We start from the raw sequence: 14,391 nt of genomic DNA, 5'->3' as shown, positions 1-14,391 counted from the left end.
GCTTCCTTGCTGCCGGCATCTCCTGACCACGCCAAGCTGACGCCCATCCGATGAACCGCACATTTCCAAGGAGGCTTCATGCGCGTGTTCCTGTGCGAGAAGCCGTCCCAGGGCAAGGACATCGCCCGTGTGCTGGGTGCCAGTCAACGCGGTAATGGCTGCTACAGCGGCGCGGGTGTCGTCGTGACCTGGTGCATCGGTCATCTGGTGGAGGCGGTTCCACCCGAAGGCTACGGTGAGCAATACAAGCGCTGGGTCATCGAGCAACTGCCCATTCTTCCTGAGCGTTGGCGTGTCGAGCCCAAGGCGGCGACCGCGGCGCAATTCAAGGTCGTGCAGCAGCTCGTCGCCAAGGCGGGCGAGCTGGTGATTGCGACCGACGCCGACCGCGAGGGCGAGATGATCGCCCGTGAGATCATCGAGCTATGCGGCTACTGCGGGCCGATTCAGCGTCTGTGGCTGTCGGCGCTCAACGATGCGTCCATCCGCAAGGCGCTGGGTGCGCTCAAGCCGTCCGCCGAGACGCTGCCGCTGTACTACTCGGCCCTGGCCCGCTCGCGTGCCGACTGGCTGATCGGCATGAACCTGAGCCGGCTGTTTACGCTTCTAGGTCGGCAGGCCGGCTACACCGGCGTGCTGTCGGTGGGGCGCGTGCAGACGCCGACGCTGAAGTTGGTGGTGGACCGTGATCGCGAGATCGCGCGCTTCGTCTCTGTGCCGTATTGGGCCGTGGACGTGCTGCTATCCCATGCCGGTCGGTCCTTCACCGCGAGCTGGATACCGCCCGAAGGCAGCACGGATGCAGCGGGTCGCTGCCTTCAGCAGCCGGTGGCGCAGCAGGCTGCGGATTGCATTCGCGCCGCACGCGATGCGCAGGTCGTGTCAGTGGACACCGAGCGCGTGCGCGAGGCACCGCCGCTGCCGTTCGACCTGGGCACGCTGCAGGAGGTGTGCTCCAAGCAGTTGGGCCTCGACGTGCAGGAGACGCTGGACATTGCCCAGGCGCTGTACGAGACGCACAAGGCGACAACGTACCCGCGCTCCGATTCGGGCTACCTGCCCGAGAGCATGCTGGCCGAGGTGCCGACCGTACTCGACAGCCTGGTCAAGACCGACCCCAGCCTGCGGCCGCTGATCGAGCGCCTGGATCGCCAACAGCGTTCGCGTGCGTGGAGCGACGGCAAGGTATCGGCTCACCACGGCATCATCCCGACGCTGGAGCCCGCCAACCTGTCGGCCATGAACGAGAAGGAACTGGCCGTCTACCGGCTGATCCGCGACCATTACCTCGCGCAGTTCCTCCCGCACCATGAGTTCGACCGGACGGTGGCGCGGTTCTCGTGCGGCAGTCAGTCGCTGGCGGCCGTGGGCAAGCAGATCGCCGTCACCGGCTGGCGTGAGGTGCTGGCGACGCCGGGGCCGGACGATGCCGATGGCGAGGATGCGCAGCGCAGCCAGGTGCTGCCCGCCCTGCATGCGGGCCTGTCCTGCCCGGTCGGAAAGGTGGATCTCAAGGCGCTGAAGACGCTGCCGCCCAAACCCTACACGCAGGGCGAGCTGATCAAGGCCATGAAGACCGTCGCCAAGCTCGTGACCGACCCGCGGCTGAAACAGAAGCTGCGAGATACCACCGGCATCGGCACCGAGGCGACACGCGCCAACATCATCAACGGTCTGATCGGTCGCGGCTACCTGGTCAAGAAAGGCCGCGCCGTCCGCTCTTCCGACGCGGCATTCACGCTCATCGACGCGGTGCCCTCGGCCATCGCCGACCCCGGCACCACGGCGGTGTGGGAGCAGGCGCTCGACATGATCGAGGCCGGCCAGATGGCGCTGGACACCTTCATCGAGAAGCAGTCCGTGTGGATCGGCCAGCTCGTGCAGCAGTACCGCGGCGCAACGCACTCGCTCAAGCTGCCGCCGGCGCCGGCCTGCCCGCAGTGCGGCGCACCGATGCAGCAGCGCACGGGCAAAAGCGGCGCGTTCTGGTCCTGCTCGCGCTACCCGGACTGCAAGGGCACGTTGCCGATCGAGTCCCCGACGGGCCGGCGCAGCGCACCGCGCAAGCGGCGCGCTGCCTCCAAGGCGTCCTGATCCTCGCTTCCCCCTGCCGCGCTGGCCCTTCACTGGCGGCGAGGCAAACGTCCCGCACCGCGCGGGACTCCAAAGCGCGCGTCTCCTTCTGCAACGGTGCGCGCGCCCCGTCTGCCCACCATCGGGCGACGGGGCGAGAAGGTCATTGCTCCACGAATCGCGCCCGCCGCCATTCCCTTGATCGGTGTGCCTTGCCTCGGCCACGAGGGGCTTCCTGACGCCTTGCCGCCGCGCGAGCCGTGAGGAGGCCCCTTGGGCCGAGGGTATTCCGTGCCGGTGCCCGCCGGCGGAACAACGGGCTCCCTTTGTGTGTGGATGCACGCCAGAGGTTTCCGGCCCCAGCCACGAAACGGGCCGGGTGCGATTGCTGACGCAGCGAACGGCTTTGACGACGGCCTGCGCTGACGCAGCCCACAGGTGGTTCTCCTTCCTCTCCAGCCGAAGGCCCGCGTGGCCTTCGGCGCCCTGGTCCTTGCCTTGTCCCGTGACGCGGGCCTGCCCTAAAGCGGGCCGTCCGCGATTCGGTTTTCCCTGCGACGGCAGCCATGCCTCGCGCCCATCCTCACGCCATGCGTTGCTGACAGTCGTCAGCGGCATGCCCTGGCAGTCTCGGTCTTCAAGACTGCAACGTGGTTCGCCGCGTTGACCGATCCAGTCCGCTTCGCATCGCCCACCGCGGACGCTCGCCGGCCTGGTGTCAAGCGACACGAAGATTTAACCCCCTGACGACATCTGGAATTGACCCCCTGGGTTAATCAACTCTCCGACGTGATCGGGGTGGGGGCAGCGGCCTTCTGCAGAAGGCCGCTGCGGCGCTTTTCGCGCAGCCGGTAACTGTCGCCCCGTATCGTGATGACCTGGCTGTGATGCAGCAGCCGATCGAGGATGGCGGCGGCGGCGACGGCGTCGCCGAACACCTGCCCCCACTCGCCAACCGGCCGGTTGCTGGTGATCAGCATGCTGGCCCGCTCGTAGCGTCGCGACACGAGCTGGAAGAACAGATGCGCCGCCGCTGGCTCGAGGGGCAGGTACCCGAGCTCGTCGATGATCAGCAGCTTGGGCTTCGAGAGCTGCAGCAGCTTCTCCTCGAGCCGCCCGTCGGCGTGCGCCTTCGTGAGCCCGGCCATCAGTGCCGCCGCCGACGTGAAGAGCACCGTATAGCCGCGATCCACCGCTTCGCGCCCGAGTGCGACCGCCAGGTGCGTCTTGCCCACGCCGGGCGGACCGAGCAGCAGCAGGGCCTGGCCGTGGCCGATCCAGCGACAGGTGGACAGATCCCGGATCTGTCCCGGATCGATCGAGGGCTGTGCGTCGAAGTCGAAGCCTTCGAGCGTGCGCACGCACGGGAAGCGGGCGAGCTTCATGCCCATCTGGATGCGCCGGGTGTCGCGCCGGGCGACCTCGCGCTCGGCCAGGAATAGCAGCGCTTCGCGCAGCGTCATCTGCGCCCGGCTGGCTTCGTCGAGCAGACTGTCGAGCTGGTCGCGGATCGCCGTGAGCCGCAGCCGGGTGAGCAGTTCGTCGAGTCGTTCGGGTTCGAGCATCACCAGCCTCCTCCGACGAGTGCTTCGTACTCGGCCAGCGGGCGCAGCAACGCATCGGCGGGCGGCGGCGCCTCGATCTCGGCCGGCGGCGGCGATCCACCCAGCAGATGGCGGCGCTCGATGCTGCGCCCCCGACTGCCCGAGAGCTCCGCGTGGCGAGCCACTTCCTCGCCGGCGTACTCGACCGCCACGGTGTCGGCGCTGACGACGACCGTGACGGTCTCGCCAATCAAGCGCCACGGCACGCTGTAGGCGTTGGTGTCGAGCTCGATGCAGCCCTCGGCATTGACCCGGCGCACGAGTTCGCGCACCTGCAGGAAGGGAGCGATCCCGTCGACCGGACGCAGGTGATCGCGCTCCAGATCGAAGCGATCAGCGGGCGTGACGCCCGTCGTGCCGTGGATGCGCACATCGGCCACCTCGCGCTGCCAGCGCGCCAGGTGCGCCTCCATCGCCGCCCAGCTCTCGAAGGCATGACCGGCGATGGCGTTCTTCTTCACGTAGCCCACGCCGTTCTCGGTCTTGCCCTTGGTGCGGGCGCGAAACGGTGCGCACGCCCGGGCAACGATGTCCCAGTGCCGGCAGAACGCCTCGAAGCGGCTGTTGAGCCGAACCTGGCGCGTCTGTGTGTCGTGCTTGTCGACCAGCGCCTTGGCGTTGTCGATGAGCAGCGTCTGCGGCCGTCCGCCGAAATGCGCAAACGCCGCCTCGATCCCGGCGAACCACGCGCTCTGGCGCTCGTGCCGGAACGCGCACGCAAATCCCCGGCGCGAGTAACCCAGCGTCGCCACGAACAGGAACACCCGCACCGGCTCGCCGCCGATCAGCACCCGCGTCTGGCCGAAGTCGATCTGCATCTGCTCGCCCGGCGCGGTCTCGAAGCGGATCGTCGCGCGGCGACTGGCTTCAAGCTCCTGGCGGAACCCACGGCACGCGCGCTCGACCGTGCGCAGGCTCGTGTCGATCCCGAGCTCCTTGCTCAACTGCTGACGCACCACGTCGCAGTTGCCCCGGTGCTGCAGGAAACGCTCCCGCAGCCACGCCTCATGACCGCCCAGCACGCTGTCGCGCTGCGGCTGGCAGTAGGGCACCGGCCCGCCCGCGTTCAGATAGCGCCGCACCGTGTTGCGTGCGATGCCCAACGTCCTCGCGATCCGCTTCGCGCCCCAGCCCGATTGCCCCAACCGAACGATCGTCGTGACCGCCTCCGGCTCCAACATCTCCCGCACTCCGCAAACCAGACGGCGTACAGGATTCACCTCGATGTGCTTCGTTTCCAACGATGGCCTCCTTGCGAACGAGGGGGGTTAATTCCTCGTGTCGCTAGGGGGTCAATTTACGGTGTCGCCTGACAGGTGCTCACTGACATGCACCTGTCGCGATCATTCAATACAGGGGATGAAGCCTGGCCCAGAATCCATTTCTCCATCTAACTTGGAGAGCTGAGATGATTTTCAGATACACGATTCTCTACGTCGAAGACGTGGCCGCCTCGCTGGCCTTTTACGAACGTGCTTTTGCCATGGAGCGGGGTTTTCTGCACGAGTCGGGGGACTATGGTGAACTCGTCACGGGGGCAACCAAGCTGGCTTTTTCTTCCGTCAAATTGATGCGAACTCTGGGCAAGACACCCGGCAAGCCCGCACCCGAAACCCCGGTATTCGAGATCGCCTTTGAAACGGAAGACGTATATGCGGCCTATACGCGTGCCGTAGCCGCCGGCGCACAACCTGTGCAGGAGGTTAGAAGTGAACCTTGGGGGCAGACGACGTGTTACGTCACCGATATCAACGGTTATCTGGTGGAGATTTGTTCGCCCGCCCAGTTGCCCAGCCCGGGTTGACGCAGGCGCTCAAGGACGTCGGCTTGCCTGCGCAACTGCGCCGGAGAATGGCCGAACCAGCGGACAAGTTCGCGGGTCATGTGGGCTTGGTCGCTGAAGCCACATATGCTGGCTATTTCGGCAAGAGGTTCACCCGACGAAAGCAGTCCGGTTGCCCGGCGCGCTCGTCCCAAGAGCCGCCAGTAGTCCGGCGGTGGGAGTCTTCTGCCCAGAAAGACTCTTTGCATCGTTCGGATGGAAATGCCAATGCTGCGGCAGGCGGCGCCAACCGTTGCACCCGGAAAACTGAGCGCCAGGATGGCCTCGTCCAGATGCGTCCAGGCTTCGCACTGCTCGTCGAGAATTTCCCCGATTCGATCATGGTCTGCGGCAATCGCCTGCATGGCAGGCGCGCTCACGCCCGCGCCCGGGCGCAACCTATAGCCTGTGATAGTGGTGCCGGGGAGCAGATCGACCAGCCGAGGCCGAACATCAAACCCGGTTGACACGATCTGAACCAAGCCATCCGCATGGCGGATGCACAGTACGTCTCGGCATCCGTCGGGCAGCACCAGATAGCGCTCGGCCCTGTTCACCGGGTGAACCCAGCGGTGGAAGCTGGCAATGTCTTGCATGTCGGGAAATTCACTCCAGGAACCGCCGAACGATCCGATATTCATGGTTTGCCGGATTGATTGGCATGATGGCCTTTGAGCCACTCGATGACATCGTCGGCATTCCGGTCCGGCGGGAACACCGGATAGAACACATGCTCGATCACGCCATCGTGCGCAATCAGGGTCAGCCGCTTGAGCAGCGCCAGGCCTTGCACCTCGAAGACCGGCAGACTGAGCGCGGTTGCGAATGAAAGACGATGGTCGGACAGCAACGGGAAAGGCAGGTGCAGGCGCGCCACCGCCTCGCATTGGTACGTGGTGTCCTGCGTGGACACGCCGAACAACTGGGCGACGCCCAAGGACTTCAGTTCGGCGAAATGATCCCTGAAGGCACAGGATTGCGGGGTGCAGCCCCGTGCTCCTGGAATCTCGTCCCAGCCTGGAGGCAGTGCGACATCTGGCCGGCCCGTCATCGGGAAGAGATAAAGCACCGTGCGTCCGCGCAGGCGCGAAGGATCGACACGGCCACCATCCGTCGATGCCAGTTCAAGCGTGGGCAGGCGCATGCCCGCGAGGTGGCGGGCGCCGCCATCGTCCTCCGGCTGCGGAAGACGCGACCAATCGACCTGCTGCAGGTTGTTCATGGCTTTACCACCGCTCGCTACCGGCCAGCCAAAGCACGTAGCTCTTCCAGCCGGCGGGTTCGGCGAAGCGCGCATAGGCCCGGATGGCATCGGGGTTGTCCTCGGGGACCAGCCAGCGCAGATGGATCCAGGCGCGCGATCGACCGGTATCGGCGATGGCCGCGATGAGCCGCTGAGCGAGTCGTTTCCCGCGCGCGGCGGGCAGGACGTACAGGTCGTCGAGCTGGCCCGACCGCCCTCCGGAGATCGCCTCGGGCAGATCGAAGAACACTGCGAAGGCGACGAGTTCGCCGCCGAGAAAGCCACCCAGCACTTCCGCGACCGGATCGGCGATCAAGGCATTGGCACGGGCCAGTGCATTCGCCCCGGCGCCTTGCCCGTGGCGCATCTCGTCGCCATAGGCGGCCAGCAGGGAGGCAAGTGCAACGGCGTCATGGACAACGAGCCGTCGAAGCGTCACATCGTCATCCGGCGGTGCTTTCTGGTCTTTTGGATATGCGTTACTCATACGTGTCTATGCTGTCCGCGCTTCTGGGTTCCGAGTTCCGCTTTCCGACTGACATTGCTCGCGCAGCCAGCCGCGCAGGTTATCCAGCCGTCGATCTTCGGATAGCGCCTCGGGATAGACGAGCCAGAAGCCGACGCCCGCGCTCACAGGGTGGTCGAAGACCGAGGCCAGGCGTCCGAGCCGGACGGCACTCTCGGCCAGTTCGCAGACGGCGATCGACACGCCGGCCCCATCGGCGGCCGCCTGCATCGTCAGGCCGCCCGAGTCCACGCGGGTTACGACAGCCGGCTCGAACGGTCCACCGGGCAGGCTGTCCATCCAGCGCCGCCAGCTGAGGCAATGCCGCGACACGAACAGGTTGGCGCGCGCGACCTGCTTGAGGCGTTCCCGGCGCGAGCCGGTGGCAAAGCCCGGGCGCGCGTACAGATCGATGGTGGCCTCGAACAACAGGTCGGCCTGCAGGCCGGCCCACTGGCCGTCGCCATACCAGATGCCGGCATCGGCCACGCCGGCGGCCAGATCCACGTCGTCCTGCGTGGTGGAGATGTCCAGCGAGAAGCCGCGCCGCTCGAACGGATACAGGCTCAGGCGGGGCGACAGCCAGTTGGTCGCGAAGGTCGGCAGCATGTTCACGCGCAGGGGCCCGTCGCGCCGCTCCTCGCGCAAGCTGCTCACGCCCTCGGCGATCAGGGCGAAACCCTCGTTGAGGCTAGGTGCCAGCCGGCGGCCGGCGCTGGTCAATTCCAGCCGCGTACCGATGCGGCGCAGCAGTTCGACGCCGAGCATGTCCTCCAGCGTGCGCAACTGGTGGCTGACCGCCGAGGGGGTGACCGCCAGTTCCAGGGCCGCGTCCTTGATCGAGAGATGGCGCGCCGCAGCCTCGAAGGCGCGCAAGGCATTCAACGGGACAGGGATGCGCATGGGGGATTCACCCTCCTGGAAGTCATTGGTCGTTCATGGACTCATTAAACCGGAAATCGTCGTCTCCACGCTCGCCGACACGAGGACCAAAACTCAGCATCGTCTGAGATTTGCTCACTCGTGCCGACGGCGAACCGGCCGCACACTGACGCCATCCACAACCTGTACAGCGGTGCGCACCATGCTCAATTCCCTTGACGATCGCGATGGCCTGATCTGGCTCGATGGCGAGCTGCTGCCCTGGCGCGAGGCGCGCCTGCACGTGCTCACGCATGCGCTGCATATGGGCGGGGCCGTCTTCGAGGGCATGCGCGCCTATGGCGGTCATGTCTTCCTCAATGCGCCTCACCTGGAACGCTTCCAGCAGTCCGCCGCGCTGCTGGACTACCACCTGCCGTGGTCGCAAGGCGAACTGACACAGGCCATCGAGGCGGTGCTGTGGGCCAACCAGCTCGACGACGCCTACATCCGCCCGGTGGCCTGGCGCGGCGCGGAGAGTGTTTCCATCGCTTCGCCGCGCGCCCGCATCCACGTGGCGATCGCGGCCTGGGACTGGCCCACGGCGGCGTCCCAGGGCCGCGCCGAGGAAGGCATCCGGCTGCAGCTGGCGAGTTGGCGGCGTCCCCGTCCTGACACCGCACCCACCGCGGCCAAGTGCTCGGGGCTGTACATGATCGGTACCCTTGCGCGCCATGCCGCCGCAGCGGCGGGCTGCGACGACGCACTGCTGCTCGACAGCGAAGGCCGGGTCGCCGAGACCACGGCAACCAACCTGTTGATGGTCCATGACGGGGTGCTGGTGACCCCATTGCCGACCTGCTTCCTCGACGGCATCACCAAGCGGCACGTGATGGGACTGGCGCGCCAGCGCGGGCTGCGGGTCGAGGAGCGGACCGTGACGCTGGACGAACTGCGCGCCGCCTCCGAGGTATTCACCGCCGGCACCTCGGTCGAACTGCAGCCGGTGGTGGCGCTGGTCGAGGATGCGGCGACCACCGAATGGCCCGTGGGGCCGGTGACGCGACAACTGATCCGGGACTTTCGCGCGTCCGTGACCGAGGCGAGCCAGGTCGGCCGGACGCTGCGGGAACGGGAGACCGGCTTGTTGGAACGGCGCCCGTGGCCCGCTCGCGTCGCCTCCGCCTTGCAGGCGCCGTAGCGCGCCATGGACCGGTACGCAGACGGACCCGCGAGAGGACAGGCACGATGCCATGCAGACTGGCTTCATACACGCCCCAGACAGTCGCGCAGTTGCGCGGCAAAGCGCGCCGCGTCCCCGGGTTCGAGCGTCGAGACCGTGACTCGCAGCGCGGGGGCCGCGGGCGCGATCGCGAAGGCATCGCCGGTTCGCACGGCCCAGCCGCAGCGTGCGAGGCTTTGCGCGGTGCGGTGAACGTCACGGTCTTCCGGCAACGGAATCCACACATTGAACCCGTCGCAGGGCTGCCTGGCGGCGATGCCCACGGCGCCGAGTGCATCGATCAGGGCCTTGCGACGCATGGCGTAGGCGGTCTTGGCCGCATGCAGGCGCGCCGTGGCCGCGTCGGATCCGAGCAGGCCGCGCACGGCCGCCTGCAGCAGGTGGCTGACCCAGGTCGTGCCGGGAGCCAGTCGCATGCCGAGCCTTGCGGCGGTCCCCGCATCGGTAGCGATGAAGGCCAGCCGCAGGTCCGGGCCGAAGCCCTTGGACACGGAGCGCACCAGCGCCCGCCGCGTGGTGGCCGCGGGCGCGATAGAGAAGTACGGCGTCTCGGCCAGCAAGGCGAAGTGGTCGTCCTCGATCACCAGCACGTGCGGATGGCGGGCGAGCACGCGGCGCAGTTCGCGGGCGCGCTGCTCGCTCAGGCCGCAGCCGGTGGGGTTTTGCGCCCTTGGTGTGCACAGCACCGCCTGGGCGCCATTGGCCAGCGCCGCTTCCAGCGCCTGCGGGCGCATGCCGTGCGCATCCATGGCCACGGGCACCGCTGCCAGGCCCGTGCTGTGCAGGATGTTGAGGCTGCCGAGGAAGCACGGGTCCTCCACCGCCACCTTGTCGCCGGCGACGAGGTAGGCAGCCAACAGACGCTCGATCGCATCGACCGCACCATGCGCCAGCACCAGACCGTCACCCTCCCGGAGATCCGCTCCGAACCACTGCCGCGCCAGCCGTTCGAGTGCTGGGTCGAGTACAGGCTGGCCATACAGCGCGGGCCGGTAGCCGCTGGCTGCCAGCGCCTGCAATGGATCGGGCAGCCAGGCCGGGTCCGGATTGCCGCTGGCCAGATCCGCCAGCGCCGAGCCGGGCTGCAGGCCCTCCTGCTCACCGAGACGCGCCGCTGGCCGGATCACCGTTCCGTTGCGCCCCAGCGTCTCGGCAATGCCTGCGGCCACCAGCTTCCGGTACGCGGCGGCGACCGTGTTGCGGTTGACGCCCAGTTGATCGGCCATCTCGCGCACGGACGGCAGTGTCTGGCCCGCGGCAAGCTGGCCCGCATGTGCCTCGCGGCGAATGCGCTCAAAGATGTCCGATGCGGTCTTTTCTGCCATTCCCGTTTGTCCCGTGACAATGTATATTTTGTCCTATGACAATGTTAGCAGCACGGAGAACCCCTTGTCCATGAACGCGCAGACGCATCCCTGGCCCACCGCACACAGCGTCGAGGACTTTCGGCGCAATCTGGCGGCGGTGCATCGGCGCATCGCCGATGCCTGCTCCCGCGCGGGACGCGATCCGTCCGATGTGCGCCTGCTGCCGGTCAGCAAGACCGTGCCGGAGGAGCGCATCCGTCTGGCTTACGCCGCCGGCTGCCGCGACCTGGGTGAGAACAAGGTGCAGGAGGCGCAGCGCAAGGCCGAAGCGATGGTGGATCTCGCCGACCTGCGCTGGTCGGTCATCGGCCACCTGCAGACCAACAAGGCCAAGGTCGTGGCACGCTTCGCCAGCGAGTTCCAGGCCCTGGACAGCCTGCGTGTGGCGGAGGCGCTGGACCGTCGCCTGCAAGCCGAAGGGCGCGCACTGGATGTGTTCGTGCAGGTCAACACCTCGGGCGAGGCCAGCAAGTTCGGCTTGCCGCCTTCCGAGGTGGCCGGCTTCGTCCGGGCGCTGCCGGGCTTCTCCACCCTGCGCGTGCGAGGCCTGATGACACTGGCGCTGCTGTCGGCCGATCCGGCGCGGGTCCGTCCCTGCTTCGTGCTGTTGCGCGAACTGCGTGATCGGCTGCGCCAGGAGGCGCCGGCGGGCATCGGCATGGACGAACTGTCGATGGGGATGTCCGGCGACTTCGAGCTGGCCATCGAGGAAGGCGCCACCGTCGTGCGCGTCGGCCAGGCCATCTTTGGCGCTCGCGCGACGCCGGACAGCCATTACTGGCCCGACGACGACCGGGCTGCGACATCGACCGCATCGGAGCAGACCGCATGAAGACCGCCCTGGCCCTGCGCCACATCCATTTCGAAGACCTCGGCACGCTCGAACCGCTGCTGCGCGAGCGTGGATTCGACGTGCGCTACCTCGACCCCACGACGGACGACCTGGCCGGTGAGGAGGCCGCGGCAAGCGATCTTCTCATTGCACTGGGTGGGCCGATCGGCGCCTTCGACGAGCGGGCCTATCCCTTTCTTGCCGACGAACTGCGTCTGCTCGAACGGCGCTTGGCCAGCGGCCGGCCGCTGCTCGGCATTTGTTTGGGCGCGCAATTGATCGCGCGCCTGCTCGGCGCCGCCGTCGCCCCCATGGGCTTCAAGGAGATCGGCTTCGGCGCGCTGACGCTGACGGATGCGGGCCGCCGCTCGGTGCTGGCACCGCTGGCCGGCGTGCCGGTGCTGCATTGGCACGGCGACCGCTTCGAGCTGCCTGAGGGCAGTGAACTGCTGGCGAGCACCGAAAGCTGCGTGCAGCAGGCCTACGCGGTCGGCAACCGGGTGCTGGGTCTGCAGTTCCACCTGGAAGCCGATGCCAGCCGAATCGAACGCTGGCTGGTCGGCCATTGCTGCGAGCTGGGCCAGGCCGGCGTCGATCCGCGCACGCTGCGCGCGGATGCCGAGCGGCATGGGGCAACGCTGAAGGCTGCGGCCCACCGCACGATCGGCGCGTGGCTGGACCGGCAGCAGGACACGGGGGGGCGTCCTGAATGACGGTGACCCAACCTGTGCCCATCGATGTCATCAGCATCCAGTCCCAGGTGGTCTACGGGCGGGTCGGCAACAACGCGGCGATTCCCGCGTTGGAAGCCTGCGGGCTGCTTACGACCGCGGTGCCGACCGCGCTGCTCAGCAACACCCCGCACTATCCCTCGGTCCATGGCGGTGCGGTGCCCGACGCGTGGTTCGCTGGCTGGTTGGATGACCTGGAGGCGCGCGGCATCCCCGCGTGCGCTCGCGTTGTGCAGGTCGGCTTCCTCGGCGCGCCGTCGCAGGCACGGATCCTCGCATCCTGGTGGTCGACGATGCGCGAGCGCCACCCGCAACTGCGCCTGCACCTGGATCCGGTCATTGGCGACTACGACCAAGGCGTGTATGCGGCGGCTGGCATGGCCGAGGCCTGGCGCACGCTGCTGATTCCAGAAGCCCACGGCCTCGTCCCCAATCGGTTCGAGCTGGAACAGGTCACCGGCAGAACGCTGCAGGGTCTGGCGGATTGCCGCGAGGCTGCCCGTGCGCTGTTGCGCGGCCCCACCCAATGGGTGGTGGTGACCAGTGTCCAGGATGATCCTGAAAGCGCCGTCGTCCAGACGCTGCTGGAGACGCGAGAGGGGGTATCGCGCCTCTTCGAGCATCCCCGCGTGCCCTGCGTGGTGAAAGGGGCCGGCGACTACTTCGCCGCGCGCCTGACCGGCCATTGCCTGCTTGGCATAGAGATGCCTCAGGCCGTCGAGCGCGCCTGCGGCGAAACCGCCGAGCAACTGACCCGCACCCGGCGCCTGGGCTGGGAGGAAATGGCCATCCACGCTATGGCCGGGAGCGTCCGGCCATGAATGCCTACCGCCTCGTGATTTCCCGGCATAGCCGGCTGCTGGGTCAGTTCGACAGCGAAACGCCCTGGGCGGGCGACGCGATCCGCGACCTGCTACAGCGACTTCCCGAATGCGATGGCTATCGCACCGAACTGTTCGTCGCGCGCGAAGAGCGCCGATTGCTCGAAAGCGGTCCTGGCGGCCTGAAGGTCCTCGGCCGCGAGCTCTTGTTCCAACCCTTGCCGATCACGGCGCTGCTGTCTGGCACGGCGCCCGAGGAGCCGCTCGCGTGAATCAAGCTCCCGGCCTCATGTACGCGTAGGTGGCGCGATGGAGCTGCGACACCTGCGCTGTTTCGTGGCAGTGGCCGAGGAACTGCACTTCACGCGTGCGGCGGTGCGGCTCCATATCGAGCAGTCTCCGCTGTCGCGCACCATCCGGGAGCTGGAGTCTGACCTCGGCGCCACGCTGTTCGAGCGCAATCGGCGCGGCACCCAGCTCACCTGGGCGGGCCAGGTCCTGCTGGAAGATGCCCGCCGCGTGTTCGCGGTGCTGGAACAGGCACGAACCAACGTCCGGGCCGCCGCCACGGGCTATCGCGGCATGCTGCGCCTCGCGCTGTCGGACGGTATCGCGCAGACACGCCTCGCGGCACTCCTGGCCCTGTGCCGGGAGGAGGAGCCCGATGTGGAAATCCGCCTGTTCGAGACGCCGCTCGCATCGCAAGTGCGCGGGTTGCGCGACGACACTTTCGATGCCGGGTTTGCGCAGTCTGACGAGGCTGGAGAGGGCATCCTGTGCGAGGCGGTCTGGTCCGATCCCATCCTGGTGGCCATTCCGACGCGCCATCCTTTGCTGGCCTTCAGGCAGGTCCCTCTGGATGAACTGCTGCGCTATCCCCTGATCAAGTGCCACCCGGAAACCTGCGAGGGTGCGTACCGGCAGATCAAACGGCTGCTCCGGACGGCCGCCATCCAGCCCCGGATCGCAGAGCGGGTCGCGACACTGGAATTGATGCTGACGCTGGTGGCCGCGGGCTACGGACTGGGTTTCGCCACGGCGGCGCAGATTTCGGTCTGCCGTCATCCCGAGGTCATTGCGCGGCCCCTGTCGGACCCGTCGGCATGCATGACCACCTACTTGTTGCGGCCGGACAGTGAGCCCTCGGAACCGCTGCAGCACTTCATCGAACGCGCCATGCTCTCGCGCGACGACAGTCCCGCCGTCGATCCGATCTAGGAGTCTGTCGGACTTTCCGGTTCTGGTTCGAACCGGATTGGAGGGGCGGAAGTCCGCTGTTTCCGTTAACA

At 67.4% G+C, this 14,391-nt stretch carries 16 protein-coding genes; 8 read left to right on the top strand and 8 right to left on the bottom strand.

The annotated features are described in order from the left end of the window. Window positions 1-78 precede the first annotated feature (78 nt). The gene (locus ABZN20_RS06120; protein ID WP_367027104.1) at window positions 79-2,094 is read left to right on the top strand and encodes a DNA topoisomerase III; all 2,016 of its coding nucleotides are present in this window, start codon (window positions 79-81) and stop codon (window positions 2,092-2,094) included. Window positions 2,095-2,849: 755 nt separating this feature from the next. On the opposite strand, the gene istB is transcribed toward ABZN20_RS06120, so the two are convergent. Continuing rightward, window positions 2,850-3,638 (bottom strand): IS21-like element helper ATPase IstB, encoded by a 789-nt coding sequence (istB, locus tag ABZN20_RS06115; RefSeq protein WP_367027103.1) that lies wholly within the window; start codon window positions 3,636-3,638, stop codon window positions 2,850-2,852. Further along, window positions 3,638-4,858: an IS21 family transposase gene (gene istA / locus ABZN20_RS06110; protein ID WP_367027541.1), complete on the bottom strand. Its 1,221-nt coding sequence runs from the start codon at window positions 4,856-4,858 to the stop codon at window positions 3,638-3,640. Before istA ends, istB begins: the two co-directional genes overlap by 1 nt. Window positions 4,859-5,085: 227 nt before the next feature. Between istA and ABZN20_RS06105 the strand changes: the two genes are divergently transcribed. After that, window positions 5,086-5,481: a VOC family protein gene (locus ABZN20_RS06105; RefSeq protein ID WP_031209962.1), complete on the top strand. Its 396-nt coding sequence runs from the start codon at window positions 5,086-5,088 to the stop codon at window positions 5,479-5,481. Here ABZN20_RS06105 and ABZN20_RS06100 read toward each other — a convergent pair. From ABZN20_RS06100 to ABZN20_RS06080, 5 genes are read right to left on the bottom strand one after another with little or no spacing between them, the layout of a single operon-like run. Next, window positions 5,433-6,140 (bottom strand): AraC family transcriptional regulator, encoded by a 708-nt coding sequence (locus ABZN20_RS06100; protein WP_023008466.1) that lies wholly within the window; start codon window positions 6,138-6,140, stop codon window positions 5,433-5,435. The two genes, ABZN20_RS06105 and ABZN20_RS06100, sit on opposite strands and share 49 nt — an antisense overlap. Further along, window positions 6,137-6,721 carry a peroxiredoxin gene (locus ABZN20_RS06095; RefSeq protein WP_367027102.1) on the bottom strand — a complete coding sequence of 195 codons (585 nt, stop codon included), beginning with the start codon at window positions 6,719-6,721 and terminating at the stop codon, window positions 6,137-6,139. The genes ABZN20_RS06100 and ABZN20_RS06095 overlap by 4 nt, the downstream gene beginning before the upstream one ends. A gap of 4 nt (window positions 6,722-6,725) precedes the next feature. Beyond that, the gene (locus tag ABZN20_RS06090; protein WP_367027101.1) at window positions 6,726-7,229 is read right to left on the bottom strand and encodes a GNAT family N-acetyltransferase; all 504 of its coding nucleotides are present in this window, start codon (window positions 7,227-7,229) and stop codon (window positions 6,726-6,728) included. A 6-nt stretch (window positions 7,230-7,235) separates the two neighbouring features. Continuing rightward, a complete protein-coding gene (locus ABZN20_RS06085; protein ID WP_144735406.1) occupies window positions 7,236-8,150 on the bottom strand; it encodes a LysR substrate-binding domain-containing protein in 915 nt (304 codons plus the stop codon). Window positions 8,151-8,172: 22 nt separating this feature from the next. Next, the gene (locus ABZN20_RS06080; protein ID WP_367027604.1) at window positions 8,173-8,424 is read right to left on the bottom strand and encodes a hypothetical protein; all 252 of its coding nucleotides are present in this window, start codon (window positions 8,422-8,424) and stop codon (window positions 8,173-8,175) included. Here ABZN20_RS06080 and ilvE point away from each other — a divergent pair. Next, complete coding sequence (gene ilvE, locus ABZN20_RS06075; protein WP_009463302.1) at window positions 8,332-9,309, top strand: branched-chain-amino-acid transaminase; 978 nt, start codon at window positions 8,332-8,334, stop codon at window positions 9,307-9,309. The genes ABZN20_RS06080 and ilvE overlap by 93 nt on opposite strands. Window positions 9,310-9,374: 65 nt before the next feature. Here the strand turns inward: ilvE and ptsJ are convergent, their stop codons facing one another. After that, the gene (gene ptsJ / locus ABZN20_RS06070) at window positions 9,375-10,676 is read right to left on the bottom strand and encodes a transcriptional regulator PtsJ (protein ID WP_029578116.1); all 1,302 of its coding nucleotides are present in this window, start codon (window positions 10,674-10,676) and stop codon (window positions 9,375-9,377) included. Window positions 10,677-10,746: 70 nt separating this feature from the next. On the opposite strand from ptsJ, the gene ABZN20_RS06065 reads away from it, so the two are divergent. The 5 genes from ABZN20_RS06065 to ABZN20_RS06045 are packed head-to-tail and all read left to right on the top strand — an operon-like array spanning window position 10,747 to window position 14,320. Then, window positions 10,747-11,550 carry a YggS family pyridoxal phosphate-dependent enzyme gene (locus ABZN20_RS06065; RefSeq protein ID WP_021205431.1) on the top strand — a complete coding sequence of 268 codons (804 nt, stop codon included), beginning with the start codon at window positions 10,747-10,749 and terminating at the stop codon, window positions 11,548-11,550. Beyond that, a complete protein-coding gene (locus ABZN20_RS06060) occupies window positions 11,547-12,263 on the top strand; it encodes a glutamine amidotransferase (protein ID WP_270173792.1) in 717 nt (238 codons plus the stop codon). The genes ABZN20_RS06065 and ABZN20_RS06060 overlap by 4 nt, the downstream gene beginning before the upstream one ends. Beyond that, a complete protein-coding gene (locus tag ABZN20_RS06055) occupies window positions 12,260-13,102 on the top strand; it encodes a PfkB family carbohydrate kinase (RefSeq protein WP_024889576.1) in 843 nt (280 codons plus the stop codon). The genes ABZN20_RS06060 and ABZN20_RS06055 overlap by 4 nt, the downstream gene beginning before the upstream one ends. Then, window positions 13,099-13,374 (top strand): hypothetical protein, encoded by a 276-nt coding sequence (locus tag ABZN20_RS06050; RefSeq protein WP_024889575.1) that lies wholly within the window; start codon window positions 13,099-13,101, stop codon window positions 13,372-13,374. The genes ABZN20_RS06055 and ABZN20_RS06050 overlap by 4 nt, the downstream gene beginning before the upstream one ends. A 37-nt stretch (window positions 13,375-13,411) precedes the next feature. Continuing rightward, window positions 13,412-14,320, top strand: coding sequence for a LysR family transcriptional regulator (locus tag ABZN20_RS06045; protein WP_029578113.1), 909 nt, complete (start codon window positions 13,412-13,414; stop codon window positions 14,318-14,320). Window positions 14,321-14,391: the final 71 nt, after the last annotated feature.

Origin of the sequence: Methylococcus sp. ANG, assembly GCF_040730495.1 — a bacterium.
GTDB lineage: Bacteria > Pseudomonadota > Gammaproteobacteria > Methylococcales > Methylococcaceae > Methylococcus.
The sequence above is the reverse complement of the archived record's forward strand: the minus strand, read 5'-3'. Positions and strand labels throughout refer to the sequence as shown.